Annotated in this window: 19 protein-coding genes; 13 read left to right on the top strand and 6 right to left on the bottom strand. The window is 70.4% G+C overall.

All coding sequences use genetic code 11. The features are described from left to right. The 7 genes from ACT1U9_RS32215 to ACT1U9_RS32185 are packed head-to-tail and all read left to right on the top strand — an operon-like array spanning position 1 to position 7,722. On the top strand, positions 1–1,026 hold the full coding sequence (locus ACT1U9_RS32215; protein ID WP_444536156.1) for an NAD-dependent epimerase/dehydratase family protein: 1,026 nt from the start codon (positions 1–3) through the stop codon (positions 1,024–1,026). After that, positions 1,023–2,297, top strand: a complete 1,275-nt coding sequence (locus ACT1U9_RS32210) for a DUF4910 domain-containing protein (protein ID WP_444536155.1) — start codon at positions 1,023–1,025, stop codon at positions 2,295–2,297. Before ACT1U9_RS32215 ends, ACT1U9_RS32210 begins: the two co-directional genes overlap by 4 nt. Then, positions 2,294–3,610, top strand: coding sequence for a hypothetical protein (locus tag ACT1U9_RS32205; protein ID WP_444536154.1), 1,317 nt, complete (start codon positions 2,294–2,296; stop codon positions 3,608–3,610). The genes ACT1U9_RS32210 and ACT1U9_RS32205 overlap by 4 nt, the downstream gene beginning before the upstream one ends. Continuing rightward, the gene (locus ACT1U9_RS32200; RefSeq protein WP_444536153.1) at positions 3,607–4,554 is read left to right on the top strand and encodes a glycosyltransferase family 2 protein; all 948 of its coding nucleotides are present in this window, start codon (positions 3,607–3,609) and stop codon (positions 4,552–4,554) included. Before ACT1U9_RS32205 ends, ACT1U9_RS32200 begins: the two co-directional genes overlap by 4 nt. Continuing rightward, entirely contained in the window at positions 4,551–5,777 is a 1,227-nt protein-coding gene (locus ACT1U9_RS32195) for a polysaccharide pyruvyl transferase family protein (protein ID WP_444536152.1), read from the top strand. The genes ACT1U9_RS32200 and ACT1U9_RS32195 overlap by 4 nt, the downstream gene beginning before the upstream one ends. Beyond that, on the top strand, positions 5,774–6,322 hold the full coding sequence (rfbC, locus tag ACT1U9_RS32190; protein WP_444536151.1) for a dTDP-4-dehydrorhamnose 3,5-epimerase: 549 nt from the start codon (positions 5,774–5,776) through the stop codon (positions 6,320–6,322). The genes ACT1U9_RS32195 and rfbC overlap by 4 nt, the downstream gene beginning before the upstream one ends. 38 nt (positions 6,323–6,360) lie before the next feature. Further along, positions 6,361–7,722 carry a glutamate-1-semialdehyde 2,1-aminomutase gene (locus tag ACT1U9_RS32185; protein WP_444536150.1) on the top strand — a complete coding sequence of 454 codons (1,362 nt, stop codon included), beginning with the start codon at positions 6,361–6,363 and terminating at the stop codon, positions 7,720–7,722. Between the two features lie 7 nt (positions 7,723–7,729). On the opposite strand, the gene ACT1U9_RS32180 is transcribed toward ACT1U9_RS32185, so the two are convergent. After that, complete coding sequence (locus tag ACT1U9_RS32180; protein WP_444536149.1) at positions 7,730–8,401, bottom strand: phosphatase PAP2 family protein; 672 nt, start codon at positions 8,399–8,401, stop codon at positions 7,730–7,732. 301 nt (positions 8,402–8,702) lie between these two features. On the opposite strand from ACT1U9_RS32180, the gene ACT1U9_RS32175 reads away from it, so the two are divergent. Continuing rightward, the gene (locus tag ACT1U9_RS32175) at positions 8,703–9,395 is read left to right on the top strand and encodes a DUF6585 family protein (protein WP_444536148.1); all 693 of its coding nucleotides are present in this window, start codon (positions 8,703–8,705) and stop codon (positions 9,393–9,395) included. Between the two features lie 23 nt (positions 9,396–9,418). On the opposite strand, the gene ACT1U9_RS32170 is transcribed toward ACT1U9_RS32175, so the two are convergent. Next, on the bottom strand, positions 9,419–10,375 hold the full coding sequence (locus ACT1U9_RS32170; protein WP_444536147.1) for an alpha/beta hydrolase: 957 nt from the start codon (positions 10,373–10,375) through the stop codon (positions 9,419–9,421). A 188-nt stretch (positions 10,376–10,563) separates the two neighbouring features. On the opposite strand from ACT1U9_RS32170, the gene ACT1U9_RS32165 reads away from it, so the two are divergent. Then, a complete protein-coding gene (locus tag ACT1U9_RS32165) occupies positions 10,564–11,217 on the top strand; it encodes a TetR/AcrR family transcriptional regulator (RefSeq protein ID WP_444536146.1) in 654 nt (217 codons plus the stop codon). A 13-nt stretch (positions 11,218–11,230) separates the two neighbouring features. Here ACT1U9_RS32165 and ACT1U9_RS32160 read toward each other — a convergent pair whose 3' ends face one another. Continuing rightward, on the bottom strand, positions 11,231–12,001 hold the full coding sequence (locus ACT1U9_RS32160; protein ID WP_444536145.1) for an MBL fold metallo-hydrolase: 771 nt from the start codon (positions 11,999–12,001) through the stop codon (positions 11,231–11,233). Between the two features lie 386 nt (positions 12,002–12,387). On the opposite strand from ACT1U9_RS32160, the gene ACT1U9_RS32155 reads away from it, so the two are divergent. After that, positions 12,388–12,546: a hypothetical protein gene (locus tag ACT1U9_RS32155; RefSeq protein ID WP_444539322.1), complete on the top strand. Its 159-nt coding sequence runs from the start codon at positions 12,388–12,390 to the stop codon at positions 12,544–12,546. A gap of 52 nt (positions 12,547–12,598) precedes the next feature. Here ACT1U9_RS32155 and ACT1U9_RS32150 read toward each other — a convergent pair whose 3' ends face one another. Further along, positions 12,599–13,171 carry a TetR/AcrR family transcriptional regulator gene (locus ACT1U9_RS32150; RefSeq protein ID WP_444536144.1) on the bottom strand — a complete coding sequence of 191 codons (573 nt, stop codon included), beginning with the start codon at positions 13,169–13,171 and terminating at the stop codon, positions 12,599–12,601. A 138-nt stretch (positions 13,172–13,309) separates the two neighbouring features. Here ACT1U9_RS32150 and ACT1U9_RS32145 point away from each other — a divergent pair, with 138 nt between their 5' ends. The 3 genes from ACT1U9_RS32145 to ACT1U9_RS32135 all read left to right on the top strand — a co-directional run bounded on the left by ACT1U9_RS32145 (position 13,310) and on the right by ACT1U9_RS32135 (position 16,123). After that, the gene (locus tag ACT1U9_RS32145) at positions 13,310–14,047 is read left to right on the top strand and encodes an SDR family oxidoreductase (protein WP_444536143.1); all 738 of its coding nucleotides are present in this window, start codon (positions 13,310–13,312) and stop codon (positions 14,045–14,047) included. Positions 14,048–14,089: 42 nt separating this feature from the next. Further along, complete coding sequence (locus tag ACT1U9_RS32140) at positions 14,090–14,596, top strand: recombinase family protein (RefSeq protein ID WP_444536142.1); 507 nt, start codon at positions 14,090–14,092, stop codon at positions 14,594–14,596. A gap of 513 nt (positions 14,597–15,109) precedes the next feature. Then, positions 15,110–16,123 carry an NUDIX hydrolase gene (locus ACT1U9_RS32135; protein WP_444539309.1) on the top strand — a complete coding sequence of 338 codons (1,014 nt, stop codon included), beginning with the start codon at positions 15,110–15,112 and terminating at the stop codon, positions 16,121–16,123. Here ACT1U9_RS32135 and ACT1U9_RS32130 read toward each other — a convergent pair. Together ACT1U9_RS32130 and ACT1U9_RS32125 are read right to left on the bottom strand one after the other, a co-directional pair. Beyond that, a complete protein-coding gene (locus ACT1U9_RS32130) occupies positions 16,083–16,856 on the bottom strand; it encodes a polysaccharide deacetylase family protein (protein WP_444536141.1) in 774 nt (257 codons plus the stop codon). The genes ACT1U9_RS32135 and ACT1U9_RS32130 overlap by 41 nt on opposite strands. 217 nt (positions 16,857–17,073) lie before the next feature. Beyond that, positions 17,074–18,525 carry an amidase gene (locus tag ACT1U9_RS32125; RefSeq protein WP_444536140.1) on the bottom strand — a complete coding sequence of 484 codons (1,452 nt, stop codon included), beginning with the start codon at positions 18,523–18,525 and terminating at the stop codon, positions 17,074–17,076. Between the last annotated feature and the right edge of the window lie 174 nt (positions 18,526–18,699).

Raw genomic sequence — 18,699 nt, 5'->3', positions numbered from 1 at the left:
TTGCGCGTACTGCTCACCGGACACCAGGGCTACCTGGGCACCGTGATGGCCCCGGTCCTCACGGCAGCCGGGCACGAGGTCGTCGGTCTTGACGCCGGACTGTTCGCCGACTGCGTCCTCGGCCCGCCGCCCGCGGACCCGTCCGGACACCGGGTGGACCTGCGGGACATCACGGCTGAACACGTGGCCGGGGTGGACGCCGTGATCCACCTGGCCGCGCTGTCCAACGACCCGCTGGGATCCCTTGCACCGGAGCTCACCTACGACATCAACCACCACGCGTCCGTACGCCTGGCCCGGCTGGCCCGCGACGCCGGAGTGCGGCGCTTCCTGTACGCGTCGACCTGCTCGGTATACGGTGCCGCGGGCGGCGGCGACCTGGTGACCGAGGACGCCCCGCTGCGCCCGGTGACGCCGTACGCGGAGTCCAAGGTGCGGGTCGAGGACGACCTGCACGCGCTGGCCGACGGCGACTTCAGCCCGGTGTACATGCGCAACGCCACCGCCTTCGGCTACTCCCCCCGGCTGCGCGCCGACATCGTGCTGAACAACCTGGTGGGCCACGCGCTGCTTTCCGGCGAGGTGTTGGTGCTCTCCGACGGCACCCCCTGGCGCCCGCTGGTGCACGCCGCCGACATCGCCCGGGCCTTCGCGGCCGCGCTGACCGCACCGCGCGAAGCGGTACATGACCGGGCGTTCAACATCGGCAGCGAGACCAACAACGTCACGGTCGCCGAGATCGCCGAGCAGGTCGCCGAGGCGGTGTCCGGCGCGAAGGTGCGGATCACCGGGGAGAACGGCGCCGATCCGCGCTCGTACCGGGTGGACTTCTCCCGGTTCCGCGCCGCGATACCCGGCTTCGACTGCGAGTGGAACGTGAAGCAGGGCGCGCTCGAACTCGCCGACGCCTACCGGAAGTTCGGGATGACGCGGGAGGACTTCGAGCAGCGCTTCACCCGTCTCGCCGTGCTGCGCGCGGCGTCCGACGCCGGCGTGGTCGACGACACCCTGCGGTGGCGTCGATGACCACGCCCGGAGAAGAGATGCACGCGCTGGTGGAGCGGATGTACCCGCTCTGCCGGAGCATCACCGGCGACGGTGTGCGCGCCACTCTGGACATCGTCAACGAGTACGTTCCACTGCAGATGCACGAGGTGCCGACCGGGACGCAGGTGCTCGACTGGACGGTGCCGCAGGAGTGGAACATCCGGGACGCGTACGTCGCCGACAGCGCGGGCAACCGGGTCGTCGACTTCGCCGCGTCCAGCCTGCACGTGCTCGGCTACAGCGTGCCGGTGTCGGCGACCATGCCGCTGGCCGAGCTGCGTGAACACCTGCACACCCTGCCGGACCACCCGGCCTGGGTGCCCTACCGCACCAGCTACTACCAGCCGGAGTGGGGGTTCTGCCTGGCCCAGGAGACCCTGGACGCGCTGCCGGACGGCGAGTACGAGGTGTGCGTCGACTCCACACTCGCGGACGGCCACCTCACCTACGCCGAGCATGTGGTCCCCGGGCAGGTCCCCGACGAGGTGATCGTCTCCTGCCACGTCTGCCACCCCTCGCTGGCCAACGACAACCTGGCCGGCATCGCGGTGGCGGTGTTCCTGGCCCGGGCTCTGGCCGAGCAGACGCCGTACTACACCTACCGGTTCATCTTCGCGCCCGGCACCATCGGGGCGATCACCTGGCTGGCCCGCAACGCGGAGCGCATCGACCGGGTCAAACACGGGCTCGTGCTGGCCTGCGCCGGGGACCGGGGCCAACTGACGTACAAACAGAGCAGGCGCGGCGACGCGGAGATCGACCGGGTGATGCGGCATGTGCTCCGCGCCTCCGAACGCCCGCACCACGTCACCGAGTTCACTCCGTACGGCTATGACGAGCGGCAGTACTGCTCCCCCGGGTTCGATCTCGGCGTGGGCTCGCTCAGCCGGACCCCGTACGCCGGTTACCCCGAATACCACACCTCGGCGGACGACCCGGACTTCGTCTCCCCAGAGGCGATGGCGGACACGCTCGCCGTCTGCCGCGAGGCGTTCGCCGTCCTCGACCGCAACCGGCGGTACGTCAACCTCAGCCCTTACGGCGAACCACAGCTGGGACGACGGGGGTTGTACGACGCGCTCGGCGGGCGCAGCGACACCAAGCAGGCCCAGATGGCCATGCTCTGGGTGCTCAGCCTCTCCGACGGCGAGCACAGTCTGCTGGACGTGGCCGAGCGGTCCGGGCTGCCGTTCGACACCGTCACCGCCGCGGCCGACGCCCTGGGCGCCGCCGGACTGATCAAGGCATGACGCCGATGACCACCGAGGGGGAGACGACGACACCGATGGCCCCGGCCGGACACGCCCGGCGGACCGCCAAGCGGGCCATCGTCGGCCGGCTGTCCTGGGGGTTGGCCGACCAGGCGGCCTCCAGCGTGTCCAACTTCGCGGTGGGCATCTACGTGGCCCGCTCGCTGGGCCTGACCGCGTTCGGCGTGTTCAGCCTGGCCTGGGTGACCTACGGCGTGGTGCTCAGCGTCTCCCGCGGCCTTGCCACCGACCCGCTCGTGGTGCGCTTCAGCGCGGTCTCGGAAGCGTCCTGGCGCGGGGCGGTGGCCCGGTCGTCGGGTACCGCGCTCGGCGTCGGTGCCGCGATCGGCGCGGCGTGTCTGGTGGTCGGCCTCGTGCTCGGCGGGCGCGTGGGGCCCGCGTTCGCCTGCCTCGGCGTCATGCTGCCCGGGCTGCTGTTGCAGGACGCCTGGCGGTACGCGTTCTTCGCCGCCGGCAACGGACGCAAGGCGTTCGTCAACGACCTGGTGTGGGGCGTCGCGCTCCTCCCGGCCATGGTGGTGGCGGCCCACGTGGGCAGCGTGGCCGCTTTCGTGCTCGCCTGGGGCGCGTCCGCCGCGGTGGCGGCGGTGTACGGCTGCTTCCAGTCCGGCATCCGGCCCCATATGAGCGGAGCGCGCCAGTGGCTTCGCGAGCACCGCGACCTCGGCTACCGGTACCTGGTCGAGAACGTCGGCGTCAGCGGCGCGAGCCAGCTGCGGGCGTACGGGCTCGGGGCGATCGTCGGGGTCAGCGCGGTCGGTGTGGTCCGGGGCGCCGAGCTCCTGCTCGGCCCGTTCATGGCCGTGCTGATGGGGCTTTCGCTGGTCACCGTCGCCGAAGCGGCACGGGTGCTGCGGCAGGCCCCGCACCGCCTCGGCATGTTCTGCCTGCTCCTCGGCGGCGCGCAGGCCGTCGCCGCGCTGCTGTGGGGCGCGGCGCTGCTGCTGATGCCGGACCGGCTCGGCGAGTTCGTGCTCGGCGACGTCTGGAGCTCGTCCTCGAAGCTCATCGTGCCGATCACGCTCGGCGTCGCGGGCGCCGGCCTCGGCACCGGCGCGGCGGCCGGGCTTCGCGCGCTAGCCGCTGCCCGGCGCAGCCTGCGCAGCCAGCTCTTCGCCTCCGCCTGCTACGTCAGCGGCGGGCTCGGCGGGGCGGCCGCGGCCGGCACGGTCGGCTCGGCCTGGGGCGTCGCCACCGCGACCGCCTGCGGCTCGGCCGTGTGGTGGCTGCAGCTGCGGTCCGCCCTGCGCGAGCGCCACCAGAACCCCATCCCCGAAGTGAGGACCTCATGACCGCCCAACCCAGGCTGAGCATCGGCCTGCCCGTGTACAACGGCGAGGAGTACCTCGCCGAGTCGCTCGACGCGCTGCTCGGCCAGACCTACGAGGACTTCGAGCTGGTCATCACCGACAACGCCTCGACCGACGGGACCCAGGAGATCTGCCGCAAGTACGCCGCGCGGGACTCGCGCATCCGCTACCTCCGCCTGCCGAAGAACATCGGCGCGGCACCCAACCACAACTACGTCTTCACCCAGTGCCGCGGCGAACTGTTCAAGTGGGCCTCGCACGACGACCTTTACGCCCGTGACCTGCTGCGGCGCTGCGTCGAGGCGCTGGACGAGCGGCCGGACATCGTCCTCGCGCACTCCGGCCAGGCGGTCATCGACGAAGACGGGCAGGTGAAGGTCCCGTACGAGTACGGGATCGCCACCGACTCACCGCGCGCACCGGAGCGCTTCCGCAGCTTCCTGTTCGAGCCCGGCGGCGACGACTTCTACGGGGTGATGCGGGCCGACATGCTGCGCCGGGTGAAGCCGCACGACAGCTACCACCACGCGGACCGCACGTTCGTCGCCGAGATCGTCCTGCACGGACCCTTCCACCAGGTGCCGGAGCTGCTGTACTTCCGCCGTGACCACCCCACCCGCGCCGAGCGGGCCAACCCCGGCAAGCGTTCGCGGTGCGTCAACCTGGACCCGCGCCGGGCAGGTCTGCTGCACCCGACGCCCCGGCTGCTCGCCGAGTACGTCGGGGGGTTCGTCACGGCGATCCGGCGGGCGCCGTTGTCCGCGGCAGACCGGCGCGCGTGCTACGGCCACCTGGCCGCGTGGATGACCAGCCGGGTCCGGCCGGGCGCCGGCGAGCGGGTCGAGGACCGTGCCCCGGTCGATCCGGCCAAGCTCACGGTCTCCGTCGACGCCCTCGTCGCCGGGCGCGAGGGGCGGCAGGCGTGAACACCTCGACACGGGTGGGGGTGTTCGGCCTGCTCGGCTCCGGCAACCTCGGCAACGACGGCTCGCTGGAGGCCGTGCTCGGCTACCTCCGCACCGAGCACCCGAAGGCGGTCGTGGACGCGCTGTGCGGCGGACCCGAGGTCGTCGCGACCCGGTACCGGATCCCCGCGACGCGGCTGCACTGGTACCGCGGGGAGTACCGGACCGCGTCACGTGCGGGCGCGATCGCGGCCAAGGGTGTGGGCAAACTCGTCGACGCCGTCCGCACCGCCGCCTGGGTGCGCCGGCACGACGTGGTGATCGTGCCGGGCATGGGCGTCCTGGAGGCCACGCTGCCGCTGCGGCCGTGGGGCTTCCCGTACTCGCTGTTCCTGCTCTGCGCGAGCGGCCGGCTGTTCGGCACCCGGGTCGCGCTGGTCGGGGTCGGCGCCGCCCCGATCGGCGACCGGCCGACCCGCGCCCTGGTGCGCTGGTCGGCGCGGCTCGCCACCTACCGCTCGTACCGGGACACCCTGTCCCGCGACGCGATGCGGGCGATGGGCGTAAACACCGCGCACGACGAGGTCTACCCGGACCTCGCGTTCGCCCTGCCGACGCTCCCGGCGCCCGGCCCCTCGAACCCACCGGGCCCGGTGTGCGTCGGGGTCATGGACTTCCACGGCGGCAACGACGACCGCGCCCGTGCCGAGGAGATCCACCGGCGCTACCTGGACGGGACAACTCGCTTCGTCCGCGCGCTGGTCGAGGACGGCAGGCCGGTCCGGCTGCTCACCGGCGACGACTGCGATACGACGGTGGTCGCCGCGATCCTCGACGCGGTGGACTCGCCGCTGGTCACCGCCTCCGAGGCGGCCTCACTGGCCGACCTGATGAAGGAGATGGCGGCCGCCGACACCGTGGTGGCGGCCCGGTACCACAACCTGGTCTGCGCGCTGAAGGTCGGCACACCGACGCTCGCCCTCAGCTATGCGGCGAAGAGCGACGCGCTCATGGACCGGATGGGTCTGGGCGCGTACTGCCATCCGGCCCGCGAGGTCGACACCGACCGGCTGCTCGAACAGTTCCGGGCGCTGGAGCAGAAATCGGCGCAGCTGCGGGAGACACTCGCCGAGCGGAACCTGGTCGCCACCCGGCAACTGGACCAGCAGTTCAACGACTTGACCGCGGCCCTGTTCCCGGCGGCCGAGCACACTCACACCCATGCCCTCCGGAAGGTGCGATGAAAGCGACCGAAGTCCCGGCGATCACCGGTGCGTTCCTGTTCGAGCCGACACCGTACGCCGACGAGCGTGGCTTCTTCTGCCGCACGTTCGACGCCGACGTGGTCCGCTCTGTGGGCCTCGACCCGAACGCGTTCATCCAGGACAGCGTGTCCCGCTCGGTCCGGGGCGTGCTGCGCGGCCTGCACCTGCGCTCCGGCGCCGGCGAGGCCAAGCTGGTGCGGTGCTCGTACGGGAGGATCTTCGACGTCGTCGTGGACCTGCGGACGGACTCACCGACGTACCGCAATTGGGCCTCCTTCGAGCTGTCCGGTGAGACGCAGGTGACCCTGTACATCCCGGCGGGGTGCGCACACGGCTTCCAGGCGCTGACCGAGACCGCTGACACCTCGTACCGGATCGACCGCCCGCACGATCCTGCCGAGGACGTGACGATCGCCTTCGACGACCCGGAGCTCGCCATCGACTGGCCGCTGCCGCCCACATCGATGTCCCAACGGGACCGGGAGGCGCCCAGCCTCGCCGAGGTCCTGAAGCGCAAGTCCTGACGCAAACGTACCGACGCACAGGGAGAGTTGAGGTCGGCGTGGACCCCAAAGGCACCAAAGACACCGAAGAGACCGAAGAGACCGAAGAGCTCCGCCTGCCCCGGTCGCGGCAGGCGAACGAGCGGTTGCACGCGATGATCCCCGGTGGCGCGCACACCTACGCAAAGGGCGACGACCAGTACCCCGAGAACCTGGCCCCGGTCATCAGCCACGGCCGCGGTGCCCATGTGTGGGACGTCGACGGCAACCGCTACATCGAGTACGGATCCGGCCTGCGGTCGGTCAGCCTCGGCCACGCGCACCCACGCGTGATCGAGGCGGTGCGGCGGGAACTCGACCGCGGCAGCAACTTCGTCCGCCCGTCCATCGTGGAGGCCGAGGCCGCGGAACGCTTCCTGGCCACGGTGCCGACCGCCGAGATGGTGAAGTTCGCCAAGAACGGCTCCGATGCCACCACCGCCGCGGTGCGCCTCGCCCGCGCCGCCACCGGGCGCGCGCGGGTGGCCATCTGTGCCGACCATCCGTTCTTCTCCACCGACGACTGGTTCATCGGCACCACGCCGATGTCCGCGGGTATTCCGGCGGCGACCAACGAGCTCACCGTGGCGTTCCCTTACGGGGATCTGGCCGCCACGGAGGAGCTGCTCACGCGGTACGAGGACGAGATCGCCTGTCTGATCCTCGAACCCGCCACCCAGACCGAACCCCCGCCCGGATACCTCGCAGGGCTGCGCGAACTGGCCGACCGGCACGGGTGCGTACTTATCTTCGACGAGATGATCACCGGCTTCCGCTGGTCCGAGGCGGGGGCCCAGGGTCTGTACGGCGTCGTCCCCGACCTCTCCACGTTCGGCAAGGCGCTGGGCAACGGGTTCGCCGTCTCCGCGCTCGCCGGGCGCCGCGAGCTGATGGAGCGGGGCGGGCTGCGTCACTCCGGCGAGCGGGTGTTCCTGCTGTCCACCACGCACGGTGCGGAGACGCACTCCCTGGCCGCCGCGATGGCCGTGCAGACCACCTACGTCGAGGAAGGCGTCACCGCACGGCTGCACGCCCTGGGCGAGCGGTTGGCCGCAGGTGTGCGCGACGCCGCGGCCGCCATGGGCGTCGGCGACCACATCGTCGTCCGGGGCCGGGCCAGCAACCTGGTCTTCGCCACTCTCGACGAGAAGGGGCAGCCGTCGCAGCAGTACCGCACCCTGTTCCTGCGCCGGCTCCTCGCGGGCGGGGTGCTCGCCCCGTCGTTCGTGGTGAGCAGCACGCTCGACGACGCGGACATCGACCACACCGTCGATGTGGTGGCTCAGGCATGTGCGGTGTACCGGAAGGCACTTGACGCCGGTGACCCCACCCCGTGGGTGGGCGGGCGACCGGTGAAGCCTGTGTTCCGCCGTCTGGTGTGACGTGACGTCAACGGCGCTCCGGTCGAGCCGCGTTGGCGAGCTGGTCGGCCGTCCGGTCGACCAGCCACCCGGTCGCCGGTACCACCGCCAGCGCGGTGCACCAGCCGCCTAGGACGTCGGTCGGGTAGTGCGCGCCCAGGGCGACCTGCGCCCAGCCCATGGCGCCCCCGCCAACCAGCGCCGCGGCGAGCACGAATAGCGTGCCGGGCATCCTGCCGAGGCCGAGCCGACCGGTCGCGGGCAGCGCCACCACGAGGGCGAGCGAGGTGAAGAAGGCGGTGTGCCCGCTCGGGTAGGACAGGTTGCCGTCGCCGTGGATGGTGCGTCCCACCAGGTGCTTGAGCAGCGTCGCCGTCCCCACGGCCATGCCGACCCCGGCAACGACGAACACCGCTGCGCGAGGAAGCCGAAGCAGCAGGCAGCCCACCACGACGGCCCCGACCAGCATCGCCGATCCGACGGGCTCCCCCAGGAAGTCCAAGGCCAGAGCGACACGCCGCCACGGCGGCCGCACACTGTCCGCCGTCGGCTCGACGATCCACCTGTCCACCCTGCCGGGCTGGTCGTGACCGGCGTACAAAACCCCGATCACCACGACCACCAGCGTGGCGAGGGCCACGATCAGCCCGAGCCACTGGCGCAGCGACGGGGGCAGCACGGGCGCCCGCCGGCCGGTCATACACCCACCGCGTCCGGTCGGCGTGCGATGGCTTGCCGTAATCGGCTCCCGCGCACAGGTCGGAACCGGCAGCGCCAACTCCCCACCAACGAGCCCCCCGTCGTGTCCGACGTGACCAGCACGGGAGCCGCCAGCCTGTGCAGCCCCGAACTCGCCCGCCTGTCCATCACTCTGGCCAAGAGCATCACACCCAGTCTCTACTTGTCCCCCAAACCACCAACGCGGTCGCGCAAACCTCCGTCGGATGCCAGTCGGGCGGTGGCCATGGAGTTGGTGGCGGGCTTGGATTACCTTGATCCCCATGGGTGACGAGCAGATCTTCCAGGAAGAGCCGCCCGCGGCCATCGCCGCGCTCGCGGCGGAGCGCCGTCTGGGAGACAGAGTCGGAACGTTCGCCACCAGGCAGGGATGGACGTACAAGAAGTGGCGCGACTGGCGGCTGTACCTTCACACCGAGGGACTGGTCGTGACGGCGCCCGACGGCTTCCACGCCGCCTTCGACTGGCAGAGCACGGCGGTCGTGGTGTACCGCAGGAACGTCAACGGCGGTGTGCGGGACGCCCGTTACACGCTGATCCCGCCGGGCGGCGCCGCCGTGAACATCGGGCCGGGCGCCCATCTCATGAACAACCGGCACAAGGAGATGTTCGGGGTCACCTCAATGGTGACCGGCGCACCGTTCCGGTACCCGGGCGACTGGGGCGACTACATCCAGCGCGGCATCACCAAGGCGCAGTTGCGGGGCGTCGTCGAAGCCATCCAGTACGGCGAGACGGTCGACTTCGGCGCCATTCAGGCCGACCGGCACGGCCTGCGGGGCAAGAAGGGCTCGGCCGCCTGGTCGGACATCGCCGAACTCACCCTGTACGACGGCCGGGTGATCTTCACCGGCGCCGACAAGAGGGGCGTACTGGACACGGAATACCTGCACTACATACGCAACACCGACCTGTTCCTGAACCTGTGCCACAACTTGAAGGGCCGCAGTTCCTGACGGGGTTGGGAGGCAGCGCCTTCTTACAGCTCGGTGCGGAGGAAGCCGAGGATCTCCGCCCGGGCAGCCTCGGCCTGCTGCTCCACGCCGGGCAGGGTGAGGAACGCGTGCCTCGCGCCGGGGTATTCGGTCAGCCGCGTGGATGTCCCGGCCGCGCGCAGTCGATCGGCGTAGCGGCGGCCGTGATCGGCCAGCGCGTCCTGGGTCGGTACCACCACGAGTGCCTGAGCCAGCCCGTTCAGATCGTCGGCGTACAGCGGCGAGAGCGCGCGTGCGTCGGATCCCGGGGGAACCGAGAACCGCTGGACCAGGCGCAGTAGCGGCTCGGCCTGGGTCGGGCTGTGCCCGTACTCGACCATCGAGGGATAGTCGAACATCGTCCCGGTCACATCGACAGCGGGGTTGACCAGCACCTGCGCCCGCAGGCGAAGGCCTGCCTCCTTGGCCCGGATCGCTGTCAGAGCGGTGATCAACGCGCCGCAGCTTTCGCCGAACACGGCGGTCCGTGCCGGGTCGACGCCCCACTGCGTCGCATGCCGCGCCACGTACTGGAGCACGTCCCAGCCGTCGTCGGCGGCCGCCGACAGCGGAGATTCCTGGTCGAGGAGCCGGTGCTCGACCGAGACGACGACCGCGGGCAGCTGGACGGCGAGGTGGCTGTTGGCCCAGTCGCACTGCACGGCTGTGCCCACGAAGCCGCCTCCATGCACATGGAGCACGAGAGGCAGACCGGCCCGGTCGGCGTCTTCACCGCCGTGTTCGGCCGTCGGCCAGTACACCCGGACTGGCAGTTCACGTCCGGGCAGCGCTATCTCCTGCCACTCGATCGCGGCGCCCGGATCCGGATCCCCCAGGATCGACCGCGCCGCGCTGGACGCCCGGAAACGGTTCTCCGCCTCGCGATAGGCGACCAGTTCCTCGGCCGTCACCGACAGCCAGTCCGGCTCCGCCGGGCGCTTGGCGGCAGTGTCCTCGCTCATGTCTCCTTCTCTCTTCCGCGGCCAGATGCCGGGGATGTCGTGGTGGTCATGCGGGCGGGGATGTACAGCTCAACTATGTGCGCAATCCCATGCGTTGGGCCTTGCGACAGGCTGGCGTCCTCATTATGCACGCAGTGCGTGCAACAGCAAGCGCCTGGGTTACGCTGGCTCCGGACGAGAGGGGCGAGATGACTGGCCGAAGGCGTTGGTCGACCGAGGAGATCCTGGACGCGGCGACGGAGTTGCTGCGCACGAGCGACGCCGAGTCGTTCAGCGTGCGCAAGCTCGGCGCGGCGCTAGGGACCGATTCCTCCAGCCTCTACCGGCACTTCCGTAACAAGACCGAGCTGCTCCGCGCGGTCGCCGACCGGATCCTGTTGGCCGCCATGGACGGCTACCACCCCGAGGGCGACTGGAAGCAGCGCATCACCGCCCTGGCTCTGCGCCTGCGCGAGGCCTTCGGCGAGCAACCCCAACTCGCCGCGATCTGGGGACGCTACGCGTCCAGCGGCACCGGATCCCGGTTGGTCATGGAGGAGCTGTTGCAGGCCCTGCGAACGTCAGGCCTGCCCGATGAGGAGATCCCGGCGCGCTACCACCGGATCGTGATCCTGCTCGCCGCGTTGATCGCTTCCGAGGCAGGGATCAGCGCCCTCACCCCCCAGGAGTACGAACAGGGCGTGGAACTGTTCCGCGTCGCGGTACTGGGCGCCGACCCCGAACGCTTCCCCGCCCTGGCCCACTTCGCCCGCGACGTCCGCCCGCTCGGGGCGGACCGCCGCGCCGCGTTCGAGGACATCCTCGCCGCCCAACTCGCCCACATCGAGGCCGGAACCCCCTGACGTCTCGTGGGGGCTAGTCGATGGTGAAGACGGCGCCGGGTGCGGCGTAGTCGACGGGACCGTTGCAGTGGGCCGAGGCGCGGGCGACGGCTTGCTGGGGGCTGAGGAACGGGCCGACGTGGGTGACGATGAGTCGGCCCGCTCCGGCCATGCTCGCGGTGGCGCCGGCGTCTTCGGGGGTGTGGTGCACCTGCTCGCCGCCGGTCGGGACCTGGGCGCTTTCGGCTTCGCACAGCAGCACATCGCATCCCTTGGCCAGCGTCGTGAGGTTGACGCACGGCGCGGTGTCTCCGGAGTAAACCAATGACCGACCCTCGGCCTCGATGCGCAGAGCGAAGGCGGGAATGCCGTGGTCAACTGCCCTGCTGGTCAGGGTGAGTTCGCCGATGCGGGCCTGATGTCCGTCGTGCAGTTCGTGGAACGCGAAGGCGGACTCGACGGGGCTGCGGGTGGCGGTGTTGGTCAGGAAGTGGGCCAGGCGGTCGCTGATGCCCGGCGGCCCGTACAGAGGGATGGGGGCGGCCAGCCGGATGTCGGCGAAGAGCGCCGCGTAGTAGGCGGTGAGCAGGTCCGCGCTGTGGTCGGCATGCAGATGGGATATCCAGATCGCGTCCACCTCATCGAGCCGGACGTACCGTTGCAGCTGTGCCAGCGTTCCGCTGCCCGCATCCACCCAGACACGGGTGCCGCCGCTGGAAACCAGATAGCCGGAACACGGGTTGTCCGCGCTCGCATACGGCGTCGCGGACCCGAGGACGGTGAGACGAAGAAGATCACTGGCCATCCCGGGAGCCTATAGAACACCCGGGAACGCCAAGTCGGCGCAGCCGTGTTCGCCGGGCAGAAGGGGGCGCCGTTGCAGGTGGAACGTCGAACCACCGCTGGACCAGAGCGAGTTGGGTCGCGTCGAGGCCAGTAACGTACGGGCGCGGTCGAGGGCCGCGCCCGTGAGCACCTTGCACACGCCGCCGTTGACCTTCTTCCCCGTCGACCAGCGGAGCGAGCGGCCAGGGCCGGGCCAGGGGCGCGACCCCACTTCCCCAGACTCCGGCCGCCACGGCAAGCTGGGAGTAGACGTACAGGCACGGACCCACCCTGGGCGCCTGCAAGCTCCCCTGGGGCGAGGGCGGCCAGACGCGCGATGTCGCCCCGGCGCCCCTTTTCCCCGGGATGTCCGCCGACCGCTACGGTCAGGTCTTCGCCGAGGACCTTCAGCGCCGGATGGGCAAGTACAGCTTCACCGCCTCCGTCCCGGCCGCTGGCGCCCTGCGCCCGCTGCGGGACCCAAACGTGCCAGAGTTGGACGAGGACGAGACCGGCGAGGAATGAACCGCACGAGGTCCTGCCGCACCGGGACGCAGTTTCGTTTCACGCCGCCCCCTCATGGACGGGCCTTCAGGCCGTCCAGGGTGAGGTCGAGCAGGCGTTCTGCTTGCCCGCGTTGTTCGGGGCTCGCCGAGGTGAGGGCGATGCCTTCGAGGGCGGCGCTGATATCGGTGGGGCTGATGTCGGTGCGGATCGTCCCGGCGGCCACGCACGCGTCCATGAGGGCACTCAGGGAGGCTTGGATCATTTCCCGGCTGTGACCGTACGGGTTGCTCCCCGTCGCGGCGATGGCGCGCAGGGCGTCGATCATGCCGTACTTGGTGGTCACGTAGTCCAGGAAGAGGCGGGTCCAGGCACGCAGGGCATCAAAGGGCGGCTTCGCTGCCAGCAGGGCGGGGGCTGCGTCGCACAGCTGGGCCACCTCATTGCGGTAGACGGCCTCGACCAGGGTTTCACGGGTGGGGAAGTTGCGGTACAGCGTGGCGCTGCCCACCCCCGCCTCTTTGGCGATGCGTTCCAAGTGGGCGTCGAGCCCCTCCGTTGCGAATACGCGCGCCGCCGCCGTGAGGATCTTCTCCCGGTTACGCCGCGCGTCAGCCCGCAACGGCCGTTGCGCTCCCTCGGCCATAGGGCATGCCATCCCTTCTCGGTCTCTCCAGCTTGTTAACCGGAGGCGCGCCCATTTAGTCTGACATTAACTGGGGGCGCCCCCAGTTCCACTGTAGGTCAACGTACCGACCTGCACACAGCTCACCAAGGAGTGGTCATGACAGGCATCAAGGGCAAGGTCATCGCACTCACGGGCGCCAGCAGCGGCATCGGGGAGGCGACGGCGACCCATCTCGCCGAGCAGGGGGCCCGCTTGGTGCTCGGAGCCCGGCGGGAGGACCGACTGATCGCGGTGGTGGATCGGATTACGGCGCAGGGCGGCTCAGCCGTCGGGGTCGTCGTCGATGTCACGCAGCGCGAAGACCTCAAGCGCCTGACGGATGCGGCAACCGACCGCTTCGGCCGGCTCGATGTCCTGGTCTCCAACGCGGGCACCATGGCGGTCTCGCCGTTCGACGAGTTGCGCCAGGACGACTGGGACGCCATGGTCGCCACCCACATCACGGGCCTGCTGAACGGTATCGGGGCGGCGCTGCCCATCTTCCGACAGCAGCGCTCCGGGCAGTTCGTCAACGTCGCCTCTACCGCGGCCTATGTCGTGAAGTCCCCTCAGGCTGTCTACGCGGCCACCAAGACGGCGGTGAAGGTACTGACCGAAGGGCTGCGGCAGGAGTCCGGCCCCGACTTGCGTGTCACCCTCGTCTCGCCGGGCTTTACCCACACGGAGGGCGTGGGCAAGGGAGCGAGCCCCGAGGCAGCGGCGGCGCTGCTCCAGCAGCGCGACGAGATCGCCATGCCGCCCTCGGCTGTCGCTTCCGCCATCGGTTATGCGATCGGGCAACCTGATGGCATCGACATCAGCGAGATCGTCGTCCGCCCCACAGCGCAAGCCTGACGATCAGACGGACGGCCACCGCCCCAACCTCTCGGCAAACGCGTGGCCGATCTCGTCTACAAGCGGGTGTCGACCGACCAGCAGTCGACCGACCGCCAGAACCTCGTCCTGGCCGAGGCCGGGATCGAGGACCCGGTCGTCTTCGAGGATGACCCGGAAACCTCCAGCCGCCTCCACCCCCTCCAGCGCCCGAAGTTCCGCGAGCTGCTCACGTACGCGCGGCCGGGCGACACCGTGCACATCTCCGAGATGTTCCGCCTCGTGCGCGGCACCGGCCACATCCTCGACGTGCTCGACGTCCTGCACCGCGACCGCCTCGCGTTCTCGGCGATGGACCTCACCGCCGAGCTGGACGACGCCGAGCAGGCCGCACTCGACAAGGGCCAGGCCGTACGACGCGGCACGGGCTACATCCTCCGCGTCACCGCCACTACCGCGGTCCGTCGCCGACTCCTCGACCGCTGCCAGGTCCTCGACGGCGTCGGGGCGATCCCCGCCCAGCGCAAGGCGCGCCGCGAGTACGAGAACCGCGTCAACACCCTCGGGTGAGTGACACCTGGCCAACCTGTGGCCTGAGCTTCACTCGTGGCTACCTGGCGGCTGGTGTCCGAGCTAGGACACCGGGGCCCGAACATGTGCGTTTCATACGTCTCCTCCGGGCGCGGCCGCGCAACGCACGCAACCGTGCGGACGGATGCACCGGAGGAGAAGCAAGAGGACCCGGCCACGGTGTGCCGCCTCCGGTTCCCCGGACTCCCCCGTTCCCCCTGAGGCACACAACACTGTTCCTGATGAACGAGCCCCGAACGTAGCCACCCGAACCACGCCCAACAACCCGTCTCTCGGTAGTCTCCGGTCATCTCACCGCACTCGCAAGCCATCAACTCACCTTCCACACACAGGTGTTGGACCTTCACGATCGGCTCGCTCCCTCCCGGTGATCGCCCCATGGCAATCACGGGATCGGGTGGCCAGACCCCCAAGAGTGGTTCGAACGCAAGATCACAGCGCTGGGGCCCGGCGGTACGGGCCCCAAGGAGCCGCAGGGAAACGGCCTTGATCGTGGACGACAGCGGCCGGTACCTGCTCCATCTTCTGGACCACAAGCCCGGCGCCATCGCTTCCTCCGGCATGTGGTCCCTGCTCGGCGGCGGACGCGAGTCCGGCGAGAGCCCGGAAGCAGCCATCGCCCGCGAACTCCGTGAGGAAGCCGGACTCGTCCTGCCGGGCCTGGAGCGGTTCGCGCTCTCCTCCCGCACCGGACCCGACGGCGCCAGCGAGACGGTCCAGGTCTTCACCGGCCGCTGGAGCGGCGACGCCCACGCACTGCCGCTCACCGAAGGGATCATGTGCCACTGGTTCTCCGTCGACCTGCTCGACCGCCTGCGGGTGGATCCCGGAACCGCCGCCATCATCCGCCACCACGCCGGGCATACCGCCCCGGACGCCTCCACCGCATCCGTCGCCGAGGAGGCCGGGCCCTCCCCCGTGGCACCCTCCGTCGAACGGTTCGCGGTGCCCGTCGACGCCCACGCCGCCCTCGTGCGTCCCGGCGAGCGGGGCCTCGACGTACTGCTGACCCGCCGTGCCGGGGGCGGCTACGCCAGCGGGCTGTGGCACCTGCCGTCCGGGCACCTCGACGGGCCGCACGAGGACATCGTGGACGCGCTCGTCCGCGAGGCCGCCGAGGAGACCGGCGTCATCATCGAGCACGAGGACGTACGCAGCGCGGTGGTCGTCCACCACCGCAGTCCCGGAGGGTCCAGCCGTATCGGCTACTTCGGCCTGGCAACCGTCTGGGAGAGGACGCCGTACATCCGGGAGCCTCATCTGTGCAGCGAGATGGCCTGGTACCCGCTCGACGCCCTGCCCGACGACATGGTCGCCTACTGCCGCGCCGGCCTGGACGCCCTCCGCCAGGGTCGGCACTTCGCCGTCCACTTCCAACAGCCGGGCGACCCCATCGCGTACGACCGGCAGGGGACTGATCGGTTGAAGCCGCTACCCGAAGCCGATCCAACCCACCTGGCCGGGCTCAGCGCACCGGGAAACCGAACGAGTAACCCTGCTCCTTGAGCCACGGAAGGACGCGGCGCAGGGCCTCGACGGTCTGGGTGCGGTCGCCGCCCGCGTCGTGGAAGAGGATTGTCGGGCCGAGGTGCAGCTCCCGCTCGACCGTGGCCACGATGGCGTTCGTGCCCGGGCGCTCGAAGTCCTTGGAGTCCACGTTCCAGCCCAGCGGGCGCATGCCGCGGGAAGCGGCGAGGTCGCGGCTGTACGGGGTGAAGGCTCCGCCGGGCGCCCGGTAGTACATCGGGCGTATGCCTCCGGACGCCTCGGTGATCATGCGTTCGGCGTCGAGTATCTCCTTCGACTGGTAGCTCTGGGGCTTCTTGTCCATGGTGGTGTCGTGCGACACCGAGTGGTCGCACAGCCGGTGCCCGGCCGCGACCACCTTCTTCACGAGGTCGGGGTGGGCCTGCGCCTGCGTGCCCACCATGCAGAACGTGGCCTTCACCCCGTACTCCCGCAGCACGTCCAACACTTGCGGGGTCCAGCGGGGGTCGGGGCCGTCGTCGATGGTGATGTTGACGCCGCGCGTCCCGGCGTCCGAGGCATGCACGATGGTCGCTTCGACCGGCTTGGCGTCACCGCCCGGCGTGGCCGGCGCGGTCGCCTTCGGTGACGAGTCGCCCGCGGCACCGGCCTGCGCGGTCCACACCGAGGCACCCGTGGCGAGCACCGCCACCCCAAGCGCCGACCCGACCACCTTGCCGTACCAGCCCCGCCCGCCACCGTGCCGTGCCATGTCCGCCCCTTACCTGCAGTCCCTCGCCGATCCCCGGTCACCTTGTGACCACCTGGCAGGACGAGGGACGGAGGCCAAGGGATGCCTCTGTTACGGATCACGGACAATTTCGGGAGAGATCGCGGACAACTCTCCGCGATCAGCGGCCGGATCCGGGCCGGTTGGCCCGATCCCGGCTCCTCCTGCATCGCCCTGATGGACACCCAGGTCGTACGCCCTACTTCGGTGCCTGGAAGCCGCCGATCTTCTGTTCAAGGAGTTCGGCCAGCCGCAGCGGGGTGCGGTCCTCGTACATCGGACCGATGAGCTGCACTCCCACCGGCAGCCCCTCGGGGGACCGGCCCGTCGGTACGGCGGTGGCGGGCAGGCCGGGCATGGTGGCCACACCGGCCCAGACGAGCTGGTCGAAGTACGGGTACTCGACGCCGTCGATGTCGATCCGGCGTTCCCTCGGATCGGGGTTGTGGTCGTGCGGGAACGCGGGCGTGGGCGTGATGGGACACACCACGGCGTCGAACTCGGCGAAGAGCTGCCGCCAGCCGTGGCGGTGGAGCTCGCGACGGTTGTTCGCCTCGATCCAGTCGCGGTGGCTCAACACCATGCCGCGCAGCATTGCCGCATCGAGACTCTGGTCGTCGGCGCTCAGTTGGGCGGCTTGGGTCCGCAGCTGCTCGTACGCTTCGACGGGAAAGCGTGCGACGGAGCCCGAGAACAGCAACTGCCGGTAGAGCGTCGCGGATTCGGTCAGATCGGGCATCAGCGGACTGTGCCGCTCGACGCGGGCGCCGCCGTCGACCAGCGCGTCGGCCACCCGGTTCACGCCCGCCCGCACGGCGGACCCGGTCGGAATGAGCGGATGCTCGTCGACGACCAGGACCCGGAAGTCGCCGAGCCGCTCGTGACGCGCGGGCGGCAGCCTCAAGTCGTACGCCACACCGTGCGTCAGCGGGTCCGGCCCGGCCATGACGTCGAGCAGGAGCGTGAGGTCGCGGGCAGTGCGCGCCATCGGGCCGACGACCGCGAGGTCGGAGTCGACCGGCAGTGCCGGCGCGGGCGGCGGAACCATACCGCGCACCGCCGTGAGCCCGAGCGTCGGCTTGTGTGCGTAGACACCGCAGAAGTGTGCGGGTGTGCGCAACGAACCGGCGAGGTCGGAGCCGATGGACAGCGCGCCGAATCCGGACGCCAGGGCCGCCGCCGATCCGCCGGAGGATCCACCCGACGTACGAGCGTGATCCCAGGGGTTGTTGGTGGTGCCGTGGATCTCGTTGAAGCTCTGTATGTCCTGCAGCCCCAGGGGCACGTTGGTCTTGCCGAGCACCACCGCGCCCGCGGCCTTGAGCCGCGCCACCTGCACCGCGTCCTCGGCCGGCATGAAGTCCCGGTGCTGCGGCATGCCCCAAGTCGTGGGCAGCCCGGCGATGTTGTACGACTCCTTGACCGTCACCGGAAGCCCGAGCAGCGGCCGGTCCTCGCCGCGGGCACGCGCCTGGTCGGCGTCGCGCGCGGCGGCCCGTGCACGATCGAAGTCCGGCACACAGATCGCGTTGATCTCCTTGTCGTCCCGCTCGATACGGGTGATCGCCTCGTCGGTCAGTTCCACCGAGGTCACTTCACCGGCACGCAGGGCAGCCATGAGTTCTTCGGCCGTCGCAAATTTCCACGTCATGAATCCGACCGTATCGGCCTCTTCAAGAGGGCACGAAATACCGCTTCGCACAACGCCGGTGCGCCCGCCACACGGAGTTTTGTGAGCGTACGCCGCACCGCAGAGGCACACCCGCGCAGTTCCGCCAGTGGTGAACTCCGGCCCGACCGGGCCCGACGATCACTACCGTCCAGT

The organism is Streptomyces sp. BR1 (assembly GCF_052373795.1).
Lineage (GTDB): Bacteria > Actinomycetota > Actinomycetes > Streptomycetales > Streptomycetaceae > Streptomyces.
The sequence above is the reverse complement of the archived record's forward strand: the minus strand, read 5'-3'. Positions and strand labels throughout refer to the sequence as shown.

Excerpts from the sequence above, each read along its gene's own strand:
- rfbC (WP_444536151.1), top strand. The coding sequence starts at position 5,774 with ATGAAAGCGACCGAAGTCCCGGCGATCACCGGTGCGTTCCTGTTCGAG.
- ACT1U9_RS32125 (WP_444536140.1), bottom strand. The coding sequence starts at position 18,525 with ATGACGTGGAAATTTGCGACGGCCGAAGAACTCATGGCTGCCCTGCGT.
- ACT1U9_RS32175 (WP_444536148.1), top strand. The coding sequence starts at position 8,703 with ATGGGTGACGAGCAGATCTTCCAGGAAGAGCCGCCCGCGGCCATCGCC.
- ACT1U9_RS32180 (WP_444536149.1), bottom strand. The coding sequence starts at position 8,401 with ATGACCGGCCGGCGGGCGCCCGTGCTGCCCCCGTCGCTGCGCCAGTGG.
- ACT1U9_RS32150 (WP_444536144.1), bottom strand. The coding sequence starts at position 13,171 with ATGGCCGAGGGAGCGCAACGGCCGTTGCGGGCTGACGCGCGGCGTAAC.
- ACT1U9_RS32200 (WP_444536153.1), top strand. The coding sequence starts at position 3,607 with ATGACCGCCCAACCCAGGCTGAGCATCGGCCTGCCCGTGTACAACGGC.
- ACT1U9_RS32170 (WP_444536147.1), bottom strand. The coding sequence starts at position 10,375 with ATGAGCGAGGACACTGCCGCCAAGCGCCCGGCGGAGCCGGACTGGCTG.
- ACT1U9_RS32160 (WP_444536145.1), bottom strand. The coding sequence starts at position 12,001 with ATGGCCAGTGATCTTCTTCGTCTCACCGTCCTCGGGTCCGCGACGCCG.
- ACT1U9_RS32205 (WP_444536154.1), top strand. The coding sequence starts at position 2,294 with ATGACGCCGATGACCACCGAGGGGGAGACGACGACACCGATGGCCCCG.
- ACT1U9_RS32210 (WP_444536155.1), top strand. The coding sequence starts at position 1,023 with ATGACCACGCCCGGAGAAGAGATGCACGCGCTGGTGGAGCGGATGTAC.
- ACT1U9_RS32155 (WP_444539322.1), top strand. The coding sequence starts at position 12,388 with ATGTCCGCCGACCGCTACGGTCAGGTCTTCGCCGAGGACCTTCAGCGC.
- ACT1U9_RS32165 (WP_444536146.1), top strand. The coding sequence starts at position 10,564 with ATGACTGGCCGAAGGCGTTGGTCGACCGAGGAGATCCTGGACGCGGCG.
- ACT1U9_RS32130 (WP_444536141.1), bottom strand. The coding sequence starts at position 16,856 with ATGGCACGGCACGGTGGCGGGCGGGGCTGGTACGGCAAGGTGGTCGGG.
- ACT1U9_RS32145 (WP_444536143.1), top strand. The coding sequence starts at position 13,310 with ATGACAGGCATCAAGGGCAAGGTCATCGCACTCACGGGCGCCAGCAGC.